The organism is Salinicoccus sp. Marseille-QA3875, assembly GCF_054950095.1.
This window is the reverse complement of sequence record NZ_CM143103.1, coordinates 144076-161255: the sequence shown is the minus strand read 5'-3', so window position 1 is coordinate 161255 and position 17180 is coordinate 144076. Positions and strand designations below refer to the sequence as shown.

General features: G+C 42.3%; 18 protein-coding genes. 6 read left to right on the top strand and 12 right to left on the bottom strand.

Translation table 11 applies throughout. The features are described from left to right. Positions 1-29: 29 nt before the first annotated feature. The 5 genes from ACY8DT_RS00790 to ACY8DT_RS00770 all read right to left on the bottom strand — a co-directional run bounded on the left by ACY8DT_RS00790 (position 30) and on the right by ACY8DT_RS00770 (position 4151). Positions 30-740 carry a hypothetical protein gene (locus ACY8DT_RS00790; protein WP_462421077.1) on the bottom strand — a complete coding sequence of 237 codons (711 nt, stop codon included), beginning with the start codon at positions 738-740 and terminating at the stop codon, positions 30-32. 212 nt (positions 741-952) lie between these two features. After that, on the bottom strand, positions 953-2317 hold the full coding sequence (locus ACY8DT_RS00785) for an MFS transporter (protein ID WP_462421076.1): 1365 nt from the start codon (positions 2315-2317) through the stop codon (positions 953-955). A gap of 40 nt (positions 2318-2357) precedes the next feature. Continuing rightward, the gene (locus tag ACY8DT_RS00780) at positions 2358-2852 is read right to left on the bottom strand and encodes an ArsR/SmtB family transcription factor (RefSeq protein WP_462421075.1); all 495 of its coding nucleotides are present in this window, start codon (positions 2850-2852) and stop codon (positions 2358-2360) included. 214 nt (positions 2853-3066) lie between these two features. After that, on the bottom strand, positions 3067-3306 hold the full coding sequence (locus tag ACY8DT_RS00775) for a hypothetical protein (RefSeq protein ID WP_462421074.1): 240 nt from the start codon (positions 3304-3306) through the stop codon (positions 3067-3069). Between the two features lie 224 nt (positions 3307-3530). Beyond that, entirely contained in the window at positions 3531-4151 is a 621-nt protein-coding gene (locus ACY8DT_RS00770) for a flavodoxin family protein (protein ID WP_462421073.1), read from the bottom strand. 238 nt (positions 4152-4389) lie between these two features. Between ACY8DT_RS00770 and ACY8DT_RS00765 the strand changes: the two genes are divergently transcribed. Further along, positions 4390-5709 carry a thermonuclease family protein gene (locus ACY8DT_RS00765; protein ID WP_462421072.1) on the top strand — a complete coding sequence of 440 codons (1320 nt, stop codon included), beginning with the start codon at positions 4390-4392 and terminating at the stop codon, positions 5707-5709. A gap of 48 nt (positions 5710-5757) precedes the next feature. On the opposite strand, the gene ACY8DT_RS00760 is transcribed toward ACY8DT_RS00765, so the two are convergent. The 4 genes from ACY8DT_RS00760 to ACY8DT_RS00745 are packed head-to-tail and all read right to left on the bottom strand — an operon-like array spanning position 5758 to position 9191. Further along, the gene (locus ACY8DT_RS00760; RefSeq protein WP_462421071.1) at positions 5758-6453 is read right to left on the bottom strand and encodes an ABC transporter permease; all 696 of its coding nucleotides are present in this window, start codon (positions 6451-6453) and stop codon (positions 5758-5760) included. Beyond that, positions 6450-7391: an osmoprotectant ABC transporter substrate-binding protein gene (locus tag ACY8DT_RS00755; RefSeq protein WP_462421070.1), complete on the bottom strand. Its 942-nt coding sequence runs from the start codon at positions 7389-7391 to the stop codon at positions 6450-6452. Before ACY8DT_RS00755 ends, ACY8DT_RS00760 begins: the two co-directional genes overlap by 4 nt. 22 nt (positions 7392-7413) lie before the next feature. Beyond that, positions 7414-8049 carry an ABC transporter permease gene (locus ACY8DT_RS00750; protein ID WP_462421069.1) on the bottom strand — a complete coding sequence of 212 codons (636 nt, stop codon included), beginning with the start codon at positions 8047-8049 and terminating at the stop codon, positions 7414-7416. Further along, the gene (locus ACY8DT_RS00745; protein ID WP_462421068.1) at positions 8046-9191 is read right to left on the bottom strand and encodes a betaine/proline/choline family ABC transporter ATP-binding protein; all 1146 of its coding nucleotides are present in this window, start codon (positions 9189-9191) and stop codon (positions 8046-8048) included. Before ACY8DT_RS00745 ends, ACY8DT_RS00750 begins: the two co-directional genes overlap by 4 nt. A gap of 165 nt (positions 9192-9356) precedes the next feature. Here ACY8DT_RS00745 and ACY8DT_RS00740 point away from each other — a divergent pair, with 165 nt between their 5' ends. Next, positions 9357-10463 carry an alanine racemase gene (locus ACY8DT_RS00740; protein WP_462421067.1) on the top strand — a complete coding sequence of 369 codons (1107 nt, stop codon included), beginning with the start codon at positions 9357-9359 and terminating at the stop codon, positions 10461-10463. A 25-nt stretch (positions 10464-10488) separates the two neighbouring features. Then, positions 10489-10965 carry a hypothetical protein gene (locus ACY8DT_RS00735; RefSeq protein ID WP_462421066.1) on the top strand — a complete coding sequence of 159 codons (477 nt, stop codon included), beginning with the start codon at positions 10489-10491 and terminating at the stop codon, positions 10963-10965. A gap of 63 nt (positions 10966-11028) precedes the next feature. Here the strand turns inward: ACY8DT_RS00735 and ACY8DT_RS00730 are convergent, their stop codons facing one another. The 3 genes from ACY8DT_RS00730 to ACY8DT_RS00720 form a co-directional block, all read right to left on the bottom strand. Next, positions 11029-11292: a hypothetical protein gene (locus tag ACY8DT_RS00730; RefSeq protein WP_462421065.1), complete on the bottom strand. Its 264-nt coding sequence runs from the start codon at positions 11290-11292 to the stop codon at positions 11029-11031. Positions 11293-11418: 126 nt separating this feature from the next. Further along, positions 11419-12150: a DUF5067 domain-containing protein gene (locus tag ACY8DT_RS00725; RefSeq protein ID WP_462421064.1), complete on the bottom strand. Its 732-nt coding sequence runs from the start codon at positions 12148-12150 to the stop codon at positions 11419-11421. Between the two features lie 182 nt (positions 12151-12332). Further along, the gene (locus tag ACY8DT_RS00720) at positions 12333-13256 is read right to left on the bottom strand and encodes a 1,4-dihydroxy-2-naphthoate polyprenyltransferase (protein WP_462421063.1); all 924 of its coding nucleotides are present in this window, start codon (positions 13254-13256) and stop codon (positions 12333-12335) included. 127 nt (positions 13257-13383) lie between these two features. On the opposite strand from ACY8DT_RS00720, the gene ACY8DT_RS00715 reads away from it, so the two are divergent. The 3 genes from ACY8DT_RS00715 to menH are packed head-to-tail and all read left to right on the top strand — an operon-like array spanning position 13384 to position 17178. Beyond that, positions 13384-14745: an isochorismate synthase gene (locus tag ACY8DT_RS00715; RefSeq protein WP_462421062.1), complete on the top strand. Its 1362-nt coding sequence runs from the start codon at positions 13384-13386 to the stop codon at positions 14743-14745. Next, positions 14742-16403 carry a 2-succinyl-5-enolpyruvyl-6-hydroxy-3-cyclohexene-1-carboxylic-acid synthase gene (gene menD, locus ACY8DT_RS00710; RefSeq protein WP_462421061.1) on the top strand — a complete coding sequence of 554 codons (1662 nt, stop codon included), beginning with the start codon at positions 14742-14744 and terminating at the stop codon, positions 16401-16403. The genes ACY8DT_RS00715 and menD overlap by 4 nt, the downstream gene beginning before the upstream one ends. Further along, positions 16393-17178 carry a 2-succinyl-6-hydroxy-2,4-cyclohexadiene-1-carboxylate synthase gene (menH, locus tag ACY8DT_RS00705; RefSeq protein WP_462421060.1) on the top strand — a complete coding sequence of 262 codons (786 nt, stop codon included), beginning with the start codon at positions 16393-16395 and terminating at the stop codon, positions 17176-17178. The genes menD and menH overlap by 11 nt, the downstream gene beginning before the upstream one ends. The last annotated feature ends 2 nt before the right edge of the window (positions 17179-17180 follow it).

Sequence of the window (17180 nt, the reverse complement as noted above, 5' to 3'; positions counted from 1 at the left end):
TTTGGATTGGAAACCCGGGCTTTTTTTGTTTACTCGGTTGTTTCTTGCAATATAATCCTCTCCCCATGTGCATTAAACGCAGGTATTGTTTGCGTATTCCCGATAACCGTCTCATAGGTCACTAAATCATAAAATGAGCCGTATACTTCCACATGGTCATCTTCCAGCAATCTTTCCTCTAAGCTAGCTCCTAAAGTTTCCACATAAACCACTCTATCAATATCATCATTCACCGCAATTCTGTAAGCAGTCATCACGTCATCTTCTATCACCTGTATGATTCTACCTTCAAATGCAATCCATTCATCAGTATATTCTGCAGGGTTGCGTTCGATATCTGTCATGTCCACATCCGCATTGTACTCTGAAAAGTCTGTTGGATCGCTTCCATCATTTGTTAAATGAGAATCATCGCTTTCTTCGGTGGCTAAATCTGTCTCAATTTCATCTTCGTTTTCAGGTTTATCTTCCTCTATGACTTCTTCAGTCTGCTGTGCATCCGAGCTGCTTGTAGGGTAGCTTGACGTCTGTGGGACCGTATCCTCCACATTGGCTAAGGCGACAAACATCAGTACGACGACAAAGATAAAACTCCCGCCCAATACACCTGACATGATTCCGGCATTTTTAACAGGTTTCTTTCGAGCGGCCATAACGATTAAAATGATAAGTGATATGACCAGTCCGAAAAACAGCAGTACGGCAAGGGCAAAAAACAGTAGTCCAAATAATTCAGCCATTTGTAAACTCTCCTAAATATTGTTAATTTTAATTATACGTGACCATTACGTGACTTTCTAGTGTGCTTTAATATGTTTTATTGTGTATGTGAAATTATATAAACATTATAATATTGCGCATTGTAGTCTATTGCATTATTAAAATGATTCTCGCTGTCGGCTTTATACAAAAATCCCGATGTGAATTTTTTAAATCACATCGGGATTTTTATTTAATCACTATAGCTCTCAACTGCCATAGAATCAACTTTTGATAGCTCCTTCTCATTTTCCATCTCAGCCGTCTTAGCGGTAAACTGCTTTCTTGCCCCTTCAATAATATCTTCTTTCAATGCGGCGGTGATGGCTAAAAGTAATAGCAGAAAGCTGACAACATGTATGATCCAGTAAGGAACGAAATCATATAATACCCCGTATAATAAAGTCCCGACAGGCTGGATGCTCATCGCAAAAATACTCACGACCGAAAACACCCGGCCCTTAATGTTCTGTGGTGTAATGACCTGCATATAAGTGAAGAAAGGTACATTGATCACCTGTACAAGAACGGCAATGATGAATCCTATCGCTGCAAAAAATATCATTATCCCAAGCTGCGGCATAGTGACATAGATCGGCAGCAGGAAAAGTAAGAACATTACGGTTAAAAGAAGCAGGCCGGTTTTCATTACTCTGATCGGACTATTTATCTGCTTTATCGAACCGAGGACAGCACCTGCAACGAGTGCACCGACTCCGTCAAATGCATTGATTACGCCGACAGCTTCCGGGTTGAAACCGAGTTCTACAATCATCACTTTTTCAGGATAGATGGCGAGTAGTGCAGTAAAGAAATTAATGACGGCAGCCATGATGAATACCCTTTTCAATATGCTGGATTTCCAAATATACACGAAACCTTTTGAAATATCTTTTTTGAATTTATCAGCTTTGGATAATACTTCTTCTCCGATATCTTCCTCTGAAACATAATTGGCCTCATCATAATACAATTTAAATTTGACGAAAAAATCAAGAACCGCAGAAATGAAATAGGCGATGAAGAACACCAGAATCATGACATAGAAGTCGAACAATCCGAAAAGGACGCCCCCAAATGCAGGACCGAGAATGACCGCTGAAGACATGATCGAAGACGTGTAGCCCATGACCTTCTGGATTCTGTCGGCGTGGAACATTTCAGTCATCACTGCCTGATAGGCATTGGATATGAACGGATTGATGAAAGAAGCCAAAACTGTCGTGATATAGACGGCAATAAGATTGAAGCCGTAGAGATATGAGTAGACCAGCAGTCCCCCGATGATAAAAGTCATCATTATCTCTCCGGAAATGATCAAAGTCCTCTTATTCCATACATCGCTCAGCCATCCGGAGAAGGGGAGGAGCAGAAGGGACACCAGTGTCATCAATGCCAGGTTGATTGAAAAGTAAAAAGCGGAGCCGGTGGTATATAGAATAGAGTATGAAACTGCGAACATATAGACCATATTCCCCAAGTTCGTCATCAGCCGGCTGACAAGATAAATAACGAAATTCAACTTTTCAGCATAGGGCACGTCTTTGTTCAATAACATAAAATTACCCCCGTTTTTCTACTTTAAAAGTAGATTTTGATTACTTAGAGTTCGTGTCTCTTTGGAAAAGTTTGACCCCTATGACAAACTCTTCAACATCCTGAACATCTTTATCATTCGTCTTTTTAACCCATTTGGCAATCAGATCACGGAACTCATCCAGTAATTCCTGCTGGTCTTCTTCCTTAAGCAAAAGCGCTGCACTGAGAGAACCTTTTGATTCAGCTTTGGAACCAGCCTGAAGTTCCGGATATACTTCATGATCACTGCTGAATGTCGTTGCTCTTGCCAAGTAATATTTTTCGACGACGCCGCCGACCTGTTTTTCTTCCACCAGTTCTATCAGGTCCCCTTCATACAGCTTCTTCATGTGATAGTGGACATTGCCGGGTGACTCATTGATTTCAACGGCAACCTGTTTGGAAGTTTTCGCGTCATTTTCAATCGTTGCGAGGATTTTTATTCTAAGTGCGCTTCCTAGTAATTTTGCTTGATCTACTGAAATTTTCAGTGGTTTGTTTTCATTTTTAGACATGCGGCATTCTCCTCTGCAGACGAACTGTTTATACAGTACGAACTGTTAATATTATTCGAACTAATTAATTAGATTGTAATTATAGTATACAGCATAAATGTAATAAGTAAAGAAATATTTTTAAATAAATAAAAAGAACTGTTATGAAGATAATCATCTCCATAACAGTTCTATATTAGAAAGCGGTAATATTTATCTTCGATATCAAAATATATCACTCCTCTGAGTCTTCCTGCTCTTCTGGTACTTCACCGTCGTCCAGACTTTCACCGGAGTCTTCAACAGCATCTCCGGCACTTTCGGAAGATTCTTCATCTTCAACGCCGCTGGTTTCTTCTGTATCACCGGCGCCTTCGCCGCCTGCATCATCTGCGCTTTCCTCATCGCCCCCGCAGCCGCCTAAAACAAGTATTGAAGCGAGACCGCCGGCAAGTAGATATTTCTTAATATTCATATCAAAATCCTCCATTTAATAGATGTAGTGATACTATACCCGCTGTAGTGGGTGTTAAAAGTATATTTTATTCTCTATACAAAAGATCAGAAGTGGAGGGCAACTTCTTCTATAATAAGTTTGCCGGGTTTGAATACGTTGCTGAAACCCCGGTGATTGGAAAATTTATTGTGATTATTTTTTAAAGTCAATATAATGCTTCTTCATTCAGTTTACGATGAATTTTACTCAAGAAGATTGCCTTCGGCAGGAATGGGATTCTCTTTAAACAGCCGGGCAAAGTGAATCAGGTTATAACTCATCATCCGTATCTGGTTTTTAGTAAAATCATTCTCCTGGCCTGCTTCTATATAAGACGGACCGGGACCAGCTTCACCGATCCAGTAAGCATTCGTGTTGGGAGGAATGGTAAAGCCGAGGTTAGCCATACGTGAAAGGATAGAACCGCCTGCTTCTTTCGCGCCATCTTCATTGCCTGTCACCACTGTACCAAACACTTTGTTATAATATTTGGATTGTCCATTATCTGAAGTTTCCGAGCTCTGTGCATAAATCCGCTCCATGACGATTGTTGCCAGACTGCTCTTATGCCCGTTCCAGATCGGTGTACCAATCACAACGATGTCCGAGTCAATTATCTTGCTGAAAATCTGTGGCCATTCATCACCATTGCCCATATCGGGACTCATGCCCGGGGTGATATTATAATCTGCGATTCTCAGCAGTTCAGTTTCAACACCTTCGTTTTTAAGAATATCCATCGATTTCTGCATCAGTGCTTCGGTGTTAGATGCTTCCTCACCGGTTTTTAGAGAAGTGTTCAAATAAAGAGCTTTAATACTCATGAAAATATACTCCTTTCGAAATGATACTTACTTGTCCTGTTCCCCTGGGCAGTGCTTTAAAACTCATTTGTATGTATAAGGCATATAAAAAAGAGAGTTTATTGTCAATATACTTATTAAAATACTAATTATATGCATAAAATATGTGATTTTGTCATTAATCTTACATATTGTGTATAAATATTCTAAAAAATTGTCGTATACTATATATGTAACATATTTCAGGGAGTGGATAGATTTGGGTTTCATTTTTATACCAATCATAATCGTCGGTCTATTGTCCAGTTTTGGATTATACTTGAGTGCACTTTATACCAGAAGTGTGAATAGCAAGTCTCAAAAGGGACTATGGAGAGGTGCAATACTTAGTACATCTATGACTTTGATTCTCATGTTGATTTATGCCGCTGTAAGCAGCAGTGTCACTCTGTCGGATATTTTTATAGTTGTATTTTTATTATCCACAGCCGGACTCGTACTATCACTATTATTTAATAAAACATATAAAAATAAGTACAACGAAAGAGGAAAGTTTAATCTGACAACAGGAATTACAATCGGAATGCTGGTACTGTCACTCGTATTCATCGGAACTTCTGCTGACACAGAAAAAGTTGAAGATAATACAGGTGCAGCACTCGTTGAGGCCTCGATTGATGAAGTTACTGAGGAAGATGAATCTGCGGAAGAGGCCGAAGCTGAGAAGAAGGCCGAAAAAGAAAAAGCTGCGGAAGAGGCCCAAGCTGAGAAAAAGGCCGAAGAAGAAAAAGCTGCAGAAGAGGCCAAAGCTGAGAAGAAAGCCGAAGAAGAAAAAGCTGCGGAAGAGGCCGAAGTTGAGAAGAAGGCTGCAGAAGAAAAAGCTGCAGAAGAGGCCGAAGAAGCTGATGAAAAAGTACCTGTTAAAGATGGGCTCATTCCTGTACAGCTGTACCGTGTTGTTGACGGTGATACGGTGCATGTTATTGATGAACATGGTAATAATCTAAACTTGAGATTACTGCTCATAGATACACCTGAAACTGTACATCCCACAGAGCCGGTCCAGCCATACGGCCAGGAAGCATCAGCGAGGCTGACTGAACTGTTGAATAATGCCAATAAGTTATATATTGAGTATGATGATGGAGAAAAACAGGATCATTATATGAGGGAGCTTGTTTACCTGTATGCAGATGATGTCAGTGTCCATGAAGTCCTGCTTGAAGAGGGGCTGGCGAGGGTTGGTTATATTTATGAGCAGCAGCGCTACCTGGAAGAATTCAGAGCTGCTGAACAATATGCGAAAGATAATCAGCTGGGGGTCTGGTCAATCCCTGGATATGTCAATGAAGACGGAGAGGGCTTCAATTATGAGGAAGAAGCGGATGCCATTTCAGAACCTGCCTCGGATTCTCCATCAAATAATGCTTCAACCGGGTCTGACGCCGGAGCAAATGCATCCTACAACTTTCAGAACTGTACAGATCTTAAGGAGGTATTCCCTGACGGGGTGTCGTCGGATCATCCTGCCTACCAGCCGAAAATGGATAGGGATAAGGACAACCATGCTTGTGAATAGATAAAAAAATCTGCAGCTCCCAACTTTTTGGGCCTGCAGATTTTTATTCTAATTGATGGTCTGAACGCGCGGGTTTGTTTCACTTTCAGCTTTTTTCCTTCTTGTCGGGTCGAGTCTTCTTTCAAGAAGTCTGAGACCGATATCGACCAGCACTGCGATGATTGCGATCGGTACCGCACCGGCCAGTATGAAGACCGTGCCTTCTGAAGCGTTGGTTCCACGAATGATTATATCTGAAAGGGTGGTGGCGCCGATGAACGAACCGACTGCGACAACGCCGATGGCGACAACGAGCGCGATTCTGAGTCCGCCGATAATTACAGATAATGCCAGTGGCAGTTCTATCATCGTCAATACTTGGTTACGTGTCATCCCCATACTTTTACCGGCATCTTTAATGCTGGAATCGACATTTGAAATCCCTGTATAAGTATTTTTAATGATCGGCAGCAGTGCATAAAAGAACACAGTCACGACGACTGTCGTATTGCCGAGACCCATGACAAGCATCATGATGGCGAGCATCGCAATGACCGGAATCGTCTGGATGATATTCGTCAGTGTGATGATCAAGCCTGATAATTTGGAAAAACGTGCAATCAGTATACCGATCGGAATACCGACTGCAGAAGCGAAAATAACACCGTAGACCGACATCAACAGGTGGTTGAAAAACAGTTCAAAAATGTAGCCGCCATTTACTATAAAGTAATTAAAAAAGTCTGTGATAATATTTCCAGTCATGACTGATCCTCGCTTTCTGTCTCTTCAAAGTAGTTATTCTCTTCCAAAAATTCTTGAGCGACGACAGCAGGTTCTTTACCTTCGCCGTCCGCTTCATAGTTCAGCTGCTGCATCATATCCGTCGTGATGATTCCATCAAGCTTGTCCATCGTATCCGCCAGTTCCGGGTACTCATCCAGCAATTCTTTTGTAGCAAGCGGTGCGGCATCATACGGCGGGAAGAACTGCAGATCATCTTCCAGTACAAATAGATCATAAGCGGCAATCCGTCCGTCTGATGTGTAACCGAGGGCAACTTCAAGGTTGCCATTGTCGAGAGCATCATATACAAGGCCTATCTGCATCGGGCTGATACTGCTGAATGAAAAACCATAGTGCTCTGTAAAGCCTTCATAACCATCACCTGGACGCTGCAGCCAGGTAGTATCCACGCCAAATCCGAATTCATCCTGATATTCTTCAAGATCTGAGGTAGTTTCAAGGTCATATTCTTCTGCAGTTTCACTCGTCACCATGAATGCATATGAGTTATCAAAGCCGTATGAGTCAAAGTAAACCTGATCGAATGTATCTGAGAAAATATCTTTGGCAGTCTGCATTGCCAGTTCAGGATCTGTAATCGGTTCCTGTTCAAGCGGACCGGTCATTTCTGTACCGGAATATCTGACTGCCGACATATTGGCATCGCCATTCAGTACTGCCTGATGCTGTAATGTTGATGCACCAAGATTATTTATGATTGTCGGATTCAATTCACCGTCACTATCATGTTCTATCATCAGTCTGACAAGGTGAGCCATAATCTGTGATTCACTTGTATCAAGTGATGTAATTCTTATCGGATCATCTGAACCGCCGCCGAGACCCGGCAGACTGCATCCAGATAACACCAATAGAGAAGTCAGCATCACGATGAACATTTTTCTAAATTGTTTCATAGTAAGTTAAAACTCCTTCCTTTTATCTGGATACTTTCAGTCCTTTAGGTACTGACCATTTTTCTACAAAAGACAATATTAAGTCGGTGAGAAGTGCGATGGTCGTCACAAGTACCGCTGCAACGATGATCATCATCGGCTCATACAGGTTCAGTCCCTGGAACACAAAGTCTCCCAGTCCGCCTGCGCCGATGTAGCTCGCAAGTGTCGCCCAGCTGATGACGTAAACGCTGGACAGACGCACACCTGACATAATGTAAGGCAGGGCAAGCGGGAAATCGACTGAACGCATCAGCTGTAAGTTGGTCATACCCATACTTTTCGCAGCTTCCTTTACATCTCCTGAAATACTCTGAACACCGATGATGGTGTTGTTAAGCATCGGCAGGAGAATGTAGGCTGCAAGCGCAATGATGGCAGGTGTCTTTCCGATGCCAAACAACGGAATCATCAACGCCAGCAGGGCAAGTGTCGGTATTGTCTGGAGTACGCCTGCCGTCGTCAGAATGATGCCTGAAAATCTTTTGTTTTTCGCAATCAATATGCCGAGCGGTACTGCAATCAATATGCCGATTGACAGTGCAACAATTGAAATGAAGAAATGTTCCATCGTCTTTTCGAGCAGTTCAGCTCTGTTTTCTGTTATGAAATCAATCATCGGCTATCAGCTCCAGCCGGGACTTCATCTTCTCCCCATATGGATTCATAGACGATATCAACCAGATTGGAACGTGTAATCAGGCCTTTAAGTATGTTGTTCTCATCTACAACCGGTATGTGGCGTACATTTCTCTTCAGGATGGTCCTTATGGAGTCCTGGAGTTTCGTATCCAGTGCCACTTTATAAACATCCCGTTCCATGATGTCGATCAGTTCTGTGTTTTTGCGTACGCCTTCCTGGATATCTTCGATGTCCAGATAGCCGAGAAGCTTCTGCTCATTGTTAGTCACGAAGATGGTATCGATGCGCTTTTCACGCATAATTTTCACCGCATTATTCAATGATTCGTCGACATTGACCGTAATCGGTGTTTTCATCACTTCTTTTACTGTCCGTATATTCGGCCTGTCCTGGAGCAGTCTGTTTTCGCCGATGAAATCTCTGACGAAATCATTGGCAGGTGCACTCAGTATATTGTCGGGTGTATCAAACTGCAGCACCTTGCCTTCAGACATGATGCAGATCTTATCTGCCAGCTTGATCGCTTCATCCATATCGTGCGTAACGAAGATAAAAGTCTTGTTCAGCTTCTGCTGCAGCTCTTTAACAAGGTCCTGGAGTGTATCGCGTGTAATCGGGTCGAGTGCGCCGAACGGTTCATCCATCAAGATGATATTCTGTTCTGCTGCAAGTGCACGGACCACACCGATACGCTGCTGCTGACCGCCTGACAGTTCGGAAGGATACCGGTCAAGATAAGATTCGGGCAGATCAACGAGTTTAAGCAGCTCACGTGCCTTTTTGTCTTTTTTCTCTTCAGACCATTTGAGGAGTTTTGGGACAAGGACGATATTTTCTTTTATCGTCATATGCGGCAGGAGTCCGATCTGCTGAAGTACATAGCCGATGCTGCGGCGCAGTTCGACAGGATTCATTTTGTTGACGTCTTTACCGTCAATGGTGATGGTGCCTGACGTCGGCTCGATCATCCTGTTGAGCATTCTGAGTGCGGTTGTCTTACCACTTCCGGAAGTTCCGATAAAAGCGACGAATTCACCATCTTCAATATCTATGGTGACATCATCCACAGCTTTTGTCGTTCCCTGATAGATTTTGGTCAAACCTTTAATACTTAGCATAGATTATCTCCTTCGTATGTTTAGTAAAATTCCACTAATATCATTATAGCAGAGTTAAAGTTCAATGAAATCTATAGGTAAACGATAGAACTTATAAATTAGATTTTTAAGATTTAAAGTAATATAGTAGCATTATATATAATCAGAGCATAGGGAGAGAATGTTATGAGTCATACGCAGTTAGATACACCTGCCTTAATGATCGACAACAAAATATTGAACCGCAATATTATTTCCATGCAGGACTATGCAGACAGGCATAAAGTGGATTTACGTCCACATACTAAAACGCATAAAATGCCGGAACTTGCCCAAAGACAAAAGCGCGCAGGTGCCGTCGGAATAACTGTAGCAAAGGTCGGAGAAGCTGAAGTGATGGCAGAATCTGGTCTCGATGATATTTTCATAGCCAATCAGATTATCGGCAAGTCCAAAGTGGAACGTATAAGAAACCTGTCAAAATCCATCAGCATTTCATTCGGAGTCGACAGCCTCTACAGTGTCAAAGAGATAGATGAAGTATTCGAAGGTGCGGATAATAAAGCGCAAGTGCTCATTGAAATCGAAGTCGGGGAGAAGCGCTCAGGTATCATAGAAGAACATGATTTCATCGAACTGCTTAAGGAGATTAAAAATAGTGAAAATGTGAGTTTTAAAGGCGTGTTCTCACATGACGGGCATACTTATAAGGCAGGCACGATTGATGAACTGGCAGAACTGTTTAAAGAAAGTTCGGGAAGGACGCTGCACTTTGCCGATATTGCACGCAATCACGGCATGGCATGTGATGTGGTCAGCATCGGTTCCACTCCGCCGTTCATACTCGGCTTTGATATGCCGGAAGGCATCACTGAAATACGCCCGGGAACATATATATTGATGGACGGCTCGCAGGCGAATGTCATCGGCACTGATGACACATGTGCTGCCACAGTGCTCACCACCGTTATCAGTAAGCCGACAAGCGAGCGTGTGATCACAGATGTGGGGGCGAAAGGTCTTACCCAGCAGCACAGGAAAGTCGGGTTGACCGCCACTAAAGGACTCGGCAAGATCGTCGGTTTCGATGATGTGCATATTGACGGCATGTTCGATGAGCATGCAATCATATATAATGAGCAATTCAGCAATCAGGTCAACATCGGTGATAAAATCGAGATCATCATGAACCATATCTGTCCGGTTTCGAACTTGTATGAAAAGGCTTATTTAGTAGAAAATGAAGAAATGCTTGAAGAGATTGAAGTATCAGCCAGAGGGAAATTACAATAGCCTGCAAAAAAGGAAGTCAGTGAATATGGATATTTTCACAATCATTTTACTCATTGTTGCAGCAGTGGTCATTGGAATACTCATACAAATGCTGCTGGTGAGACAGAAACCGAAAGTGAAGCTGAAAGTGAAGAATGAAAAAATAATTGAAGATACCTTTACTGATGAGAAATTGTACCGTTTTACAATTTTAAATGACTCTGACCAGTCTGTCGTCATGGAAGACATACGATTATATTCTAATGACAAAGAAATCTTTGACAATGAACACCACCCGGGCTTCAAAATCCCTGAGAAAAAGGGTGGGGAGGTCGTAGAGATTGATTCAAAACGCGTCCGTGACATCAGTAATCTGCTCAGTGAAAACTTTCTCGGAACAACTGTAGTGCAGCAGCAGGAAGAGATGACTTATTCGTATTATCTGGACGCGGCCCCTGATGAAATAAAAATTACCATCAGGCAAAACGAGGATATCGTTGTCCTGTTAAATCCGGCCTTCTGATGAAATCTAATTTTAAATAAAAAAAGGGCAGGGACTTCATTCCAAGTCTCTGTCCTTTACTGTTTAAAGTCTATTATATAAGCTGTTCAGCAGCTCATCGCTATATTCTAAATAACATTCAGATTCCATTTCATCATTATCATCTTTACTTAATTCCAGTTTAATTATTTTTTCGTCATTATCAAAGAATGGTACTGATTGCTCAGCATATTCTTCTGTCAATCTATCATATAATTCCTGTGCTTTTTTGACATCTTGAAATGAATGGTTTTTTACTACAACTTCTTTTTCAGATTCATCAATAGTTTTAAGATTAATATCCAGCATATTTACCCCTCCATTTAGGTCTAATCACATTATAACAAGAGACCGGGGAGTGAAAGCAAGCAGAAGGGTAAAACAAAAAGGACCCGGATTTTATTATCCGGGTCCAAGTCTATATCCGTAAAGCGATTACTCTTCAGAATCTTCTTCCTCTTCTTCGTCATCGGCACTGTCCTCTTCTGCTTCTCCAGCACCATCCAGTTCGAGTGTTTCATCAAGTTCTTCGTCATTACGGCTTTGAATGACAGTTTCCAATGAGGTGTCGAGAGGGCCGTAGGCAACTAAAGCTGTTGCTGATTCGCCGGGCTCCACCAACTCTATGGATTCAGCTATCAGATCTGCTTGTTCATGATCCTCCGGCAGATCCATAGTCAAGTTTTCCAAAGTGTTTTCTCCCGCTTCAGCCATTTGTCTGACTGCAAGGTCCAGGCCGAATGCTTCTTCCGGAGAAGTTGGAACATCGCTGTTATTAGTGAATTCAAATTCGATCAATACCAGATCTGTCGGTTCAGCTTCTTCAGCTTCTTCTCCCTCTTCTTCCTCCTCTTCCTCTTCAGCTTCTTCCGGTTCTAAAGTGTACTGCTCGTATGAAGCGACCGTGAACTCACCATATTCTCCTGAATATGTAATTTCTCCATCGCCACTTTCCTCATCAGTGCTTTCTTCTTCCTTTTCATCATCTGCACTGCCATCGTCTTCTGTTGCAGTATCTTCTGCTGTATCATCAGTTGCACTGTCGTCAGTTTCCTCTGTAGCTGCATCATCAGTTTCTTCTTCCGTAGAAGTGTCATCCCCGTTACACGCTCCAAGAAGTAGAACTGTAGAAAGTCCGCCTGCTAGTAAATATTTTTTTAAACTCATTAGTAGTTCCCCCTAATTATATAGATACACAACAATTATAATAATATTTTGACAAATAATCAATTTTTATTTCGAAAATTGAAGTAAAAAGATTTATTTTTCTACATTTATTATTATATATACCAAAATATACCTTTTTCATTAATGAAAAAGAACCCTCTGTCTAAAAGAGGGTTCTGTCATCATATACCTGTCAGTCCATAGATGAGGAGTCCTATGGATAACAATAAGCCGAACATCGTATTCAATTTCCCCATGGAAGCCATGGCCGGAATCAATTCTATCGGAGTGTCTCCGTTTTTCCACTTCACCACTGTTTTAAACGCTACAGGAGCAGAGAGCAATGGTAACAGTAGAAAGATGGAACCGATGGATTCAAAAAATGTAATCCATATTAAAAAGAGGTAACAAAATGCGAGCAATACTGCAGATGTCATGACTGCCACGGGTTTGCCGACCATAATGACAAAAGTTTTACGGCCGCTCATTTTGTCTTTCTTACGGTCCCGTATATTATTTGCCATATTGAGCAGTCCGATTGTTATTGCAACAGGTATGGACATCAGAAGCGGGAAATAATGCAGTGTACCGGTATGGATGAAAAATGTAATCATGATAATGACGGTACCCATAAATAATCCTGCAAATACTTCCCCAAACGGCGTCCATGAGATAGGAAATGGTCCTCCGGTATATAAATAACCGACAGCCATTGATATAATTCCTATGAGGAGTATCCATAACGATGAGTTGAAGGCTATGTATAATCCGATCAGTGCCGCAATAATATAGAATGTGACTGCAAAACTGAAGACAGACTGCGGAGACATGCCGTTCCGCACGATGGCTCCGGCAATTCCCACAGATTCATGGGTATCGAGCCCTCTTTTGTAATCAAAGTATTCATTGAACATATTTGTAGCAGATTGAATCAGCAATGTAGCAATAAGCATAGCGATGAACATGTCCCACCGTATCGGCGCAAACAGCAGTACACTAAATGTCCCGACGAGCACTGGGACGAAACTTGCAGTTAACGTATGGGGCCTTGTTAAGCTGATATATTTTTTAAAGCCTGTAAGAGTATCTGGACCTTGCACAATCATCTTCCTTTAACTTTATATTGACTCATTGATTTTATCATATTTGAGTGAGGAATTGATAACTCAAGATACACAGTATAGCGAATAAATGATAAAATATGAGTAACTATGTAGAAAGAAGTGTAAATCAATGAGTTTGACAGAATATCAAAATGCAATCGATGCAGTAATCATCGATTCTGATAAAGAATACATAACACTACATATACCGATCAGTGAATATGATGTGAGCCACGCACAAATATTCACATACTTTAAAGATTATCTTGGAGAACGTTATTGGTTCCAGTCCAAAGATAATAAATTTGATACCGTCGGTATAGGATACAGGGCAACCATTTCCCGTGACAGGTTTAAAGTGGCACGGTTGTCTGATGAGAAGAAAAAATTATATGACAGTATACAGATGGTACCTATGACTGAGGAACTGACTTCCCGTCTGAGTCTTTTCGGCGGGGTCAAATTCGATGATAAAGATACAACCGACGAATGGTCTGATTTTTCAATGGCGGAATTCCATCTGCCTGTATTTCAGTTCGACCTGGTCAGACAGGAGCTGTTCTATACCATCCCTCAAAATTCTGAGAAATTATCAGATACTTTTGAGGAGCTCATGGAAACGCTCCGTGCATTGTCTGAAACAGAACCTGACTCTTACGAAGGCGCAGAGGTAAATATCGTCAAAGATATTTTCCCTGAAGAGTGGAAAGAGCTCGTAGATGAGGCAGTGGAAGTGTTGGATGAAGAGACATTCATGAAAGTGGTGTTGGCGAGACAGCGTCTGATTACGTTCAAATCATCAATGGACCCGCTGTATCTGCTCGAGCGCCTGAAAGATGAAACAGGCACATATACGATTTTTTATGAGAAAGGGAGCAGTGCATTTATTTCCAAGTCGCCTGAACGTCTTTTCGAAATCAAGGATGATTATTTGTGGACGAACGCAATTGCTGGATCTGCCCCCCGGACATCGGATGAAGAGGACAACGAATATCAACAGAATTTTCTTCTCAATGATGAGAAGAACCGTTACGAACATGAACTGGTCAGACAGTCTATAGTTGAAGATCTTAAACCGTACAGTTCTGTCATCAAGTATGATGATGTACCTGAGATTCTGCAGAATAAGTATATTTATCATCTGCATACACCGATTGAAATGAGATTGAACGATGATATAGAAATCTTTGAAATACTGAAGGCAATCCATCCGACGCCGGCCGTCGGCGGACTGCCTAAAAAAATAGCAAAAGATTATATCAAGGAAAAGGAGTACGGCACACGCGGACTCTATGCTGCGCCCATCGGTCTGATCCATGAAAACAATGATTCGGAGTTTGTCGTAAGCCTGCGCTCGATGCTTTTGTCCAAAACGAGTGCGACCCTTTTTGCAGGCTGCGGCATAGTCAAGGGCTCTTCTTCCGATAAAGAATTTTTGGAAACGGATGTCAAGTTTACACCAATGATGAATGTTCTGGAGGTGGAAGCGTGAATCATCAGGAAGCATTGACGATTCAAGTATTCACTCTGCTGGACAGTCTGTATGAAAACGGAATGGATGAAGTGGTCATTTCACCGGGGTCTAGATCTACACCGCTGGCACTTGCTGCAGAAATCCATCCGCATATCAAAACATATATCCATCCCGATGAGAGAAGCGCGGCTTTCTTCGGACTCGGTTTGAGCAAAAAAGAAAAAAGACCGGTCGGACTCATATGCACTTCAGGTACTGCAGCGGCAAACTATACGCCTGCAGTCGCAGAAGCGGGACTCAGCCATATACCTCTGATAATAATGACTTCCGACAGGCCGGCAGAGCTGCGTAACATCGGCGCACCGCAGGCGATAGACCAGGGCAATATGTACCGGAATTATGTTTCCTACTACACGGAGCTGCCGGTTGCTGAAGGCTCGCAGAACTATACAGGTCTGATCGGAGCGAAAGTGAAGCAGGCCGGACAGTACTTTACGGGTACGAGTCTCGGACCGGTGCATTTCAATATTCCAATCCGTGAACCGTTAATGCCGGACTTGACACGTACTGATTTATTTACGAGAGAAAGAATTGAAGTTAAAGAAGCGGCCATCCATTATGATGTTCAGCCGCTGAACGGTAATATACTCGTCGTTTTGGGTGAGACGGATGCATCTCTCGAGCATTTGCAGGGATTGTTCAACCAGCCGAATGTCATCGTAGTGGCGGACCCGCGTCAGCACACCCGCATCAACAGCGAAAACATTGTCACTGCACATGACCTGATCTTTTCATGTCTGACCGACAAACAGCAGAAATTCATCAACCAAAACCTGGATTATATCATCCGTGTGGGTGAGCCGGTCACGTCCAAGCTGACCAATCGGTTTTTAGGCAGTTCACCGGTCAGACAAATACTGCTCAGTGAGTTTGAAATCATTAAAACATTCCCTGTTTCACCAGATGAAACATATGTTGGTGATATTGGATCAATACTGAAAGATTTGATCGGCAGCGGCGATGATCAAAAATTGAAAGACTGGTTCATCAGGCTGGATAAGGAAATCAGAAGTCATATAGACAGCAATATTGGTGATTACAGTGACGAAGGACGTTTCATGTATGAAGTGCTGAAACGCACACGAGATGATATCATCTTTGCATCGAGCAGTATGCCGATCCGGGATGTCGAACGCTATGGCACAATGCCTGCAGGAAGAGTCTATGCAAACCGTGGTGCCAATGGTATTGACGGTGTAGTATCCACGGCGATTGCCATGGCGGTGAAAGATAAAGTGACGCTCGTCATCGGAGATATCGCACTGTATCACGATATGAACGGTCTGATCATGTCCAAGCTGAACGACATTGATATCAATATCGTCGTCTTCAACAATGACGGCGGTGGAATTTTCAACTTTCTTCCGCAATATGACAATAAAGATCACTTTGAAAGATTGTTCGGCACACCGCTGGATTTGAATTTTGAATACAGCGCGAAACTTTACGACTTCACTTATAGAAAGATAGAATCGATGGATGATATGAACGGTTTTGAAATGCCTGCTTCCGGCAGGAACATCATTGAAATCATAACAGACCGGACGGACAATCTGGATTCACATCAGAAGCTGAAATCAGAAATCGCACAGTTGGTGAAGCGCTTTGACACTTGATATGAATTTTTATTTTGAAGATAACAATCATTCAGAAACCGTTTTTCTATTGCACGGTTTCATGTCTGACTCGGGAAGCATGAAAAGTATCGGTGAGACATTAAGTGGTTCATATAACTTACTTTACGCAGACTTACCGGGGTTCGGCGGGTCAAAGAGCAGGAAGTATGACTATGATATGGAAGATGTGTCGCATGGCCTGAGCGGGATATTGCAAAGATTGAAACTTGATGCGGTGCATGTGCTCGGTTATTCCATGGGCGGCAGGACAGCTTTATCATTGGCGGTACTTTATCCGGAAAAAGTTCAATCATTAATACTCGAAAGTGCTTCACCGGGTCTTTTGGATGCAGGTGAAAAAGAACAGCGTCTGGAAACAGATAAAAAAAGAGCACAAAAAATCATGGGAGATTACCGGAAGTTCCTGGATGAATGGGAGAGGATGGGTTTATTCCAAAGCCAGCAGAATCTGTCTGCCGAAGCATTCACGGAGCAGAGAAAAATGCGTGAAGCACAGCAGCCGGAGGAAGTGGCGGACAGCCTGCTGAAATATGGTACAGGTGCGCAGCCGTCGTACTGGTCCGGATTACAACATCTTAAAATGCCAGTCTTATTGATTGCCGGTGAAACCGATAAAAAGTTTGTGGATATCAATAAAAAAATGGCAGATTCAATTGAAAATGCCGAATTGAAAATAGTAGAAGGTGCCGGGCATAACATTCATTTAGAATCGGCAGAAAAGTTTGATACAATAATAACAGAGTTCTTAAAATAGGA

What these genes read in the sequence shown, in the direction of transcription:
- ACY8DT_RS00790 (WP_462421077.1), bottom strand. Translation starts at nt 740, where the DNA reads ATGGCTGAATTATTTGGACTACTGTTTTTTGCCCTTGCCGTACTGCTG.
- ACY8DT_RS00785 (WP_462421076.1), bottom strand. Translation starts at nt 2,317, where the DNA reads ATGTTATTGAACAAAGACGTGCCCTATGCTGAAAAGTTGAATTTCGTT.
- ACY8DT_RS00780 (WP_462421075.1), bottom strand. Translation starts at nt 2,852, where the DNA reads ATGTCTAAAAATGAAAACAAACCACTGAAAATTTCAGTAGATCAAGCA.
- ACY8DT_RS00775 (WP_462421074.1), bottom strand. Translation starts at nt 3,306, where the DNA reads ATGAATATTAAGAAATATCTACTTGCCGGCGGTCTCGCTTCAATACTT.
- ACY8DT_RS00770 (WP_462421073.1), bottom strand. Translation starts at nt 4,151, where the DNA reads ATGAGTATTAAAGCTCTTTATTTGAACACTTCTCTAAAAACCGGTGAG.
- ACY8DT_RS00760 (WP_462421071.1), bottom strand. Translation starts at nt 6,453, where the DNA reads ATGACTGGAAATATTATCACAGACTTTTTTAATTACTTTATAGTAAAT.
- ACY8DT_RS00755 (WP_462421070.1), bottom strand. Translation starts at nt 7,391, where the DNA reads ATGAAACAATTTAGAAAAATGTTCATCGTGATGCTGACTTCTCTATTG.
- ACY8DT_RS00750 (WP_462421069.1), bottom strand. Translation starts at nt 8,049, where the DNA reads ATGATTGATTTCATAACAGAAAACAGAGCTGAACTGCTCGAAAAGACG.
- ACY8DT_RS00745 (WP_462421068.1), bottom strand. Translation starts at nt 9,191, where the DNA reads ATGCTAAGTATTAAAGGTTTGACCAAAATCTATCAGGGAACGACAAAA.
- ACY8DT_RS00740 (WP_462421067.1), top strand. Translation starts at nt 9,357, where the DNA reads ATGAGTCATACGCAGTTAGATACACCTGCCTTAATGATCGACAACAAA.
- ACY8DT_RS00735 (WP_462421066.1), top strand. Translation starts at nt 10,489, where the DNA reads ATGGATATTTTCACAATCATTTTACTCATTGTTGCAGCAGTGGTCATT.
- ACY8DT_RS00730 (WP_462421065.1), bottom strand. Translation starts at nt 11,292, where the DNA reads ATGCTGGATATTAATCTTAAAACTATTGATGAATCTGAAAAAGAAGTT.
- ACY8DT_RS00725 (WP_462421064.1), bottom strand. Translation starts at nt 12,150, where the DNA reads ATGAGTTTAAAAAAATATTTACTAGCAGGCGGACTTTCTACAGTTCTA.
- ACY8DT_RS00720 (WP_462421063.1), bottom strand. Translation starts at nt 13,256, where the DNA reads ATGATTGTGCAAGGTCCAGATACTCTTACAGGCTTTAAAAAATATATC.
- ACY8DT_RS00715 (WP_462421062.1), top strand. Translation starts at nt 13,384, where the DNA reads ATGAGTTTGACAGAATATCAAAATGCAATCGATGCAGTAATCATCGAT.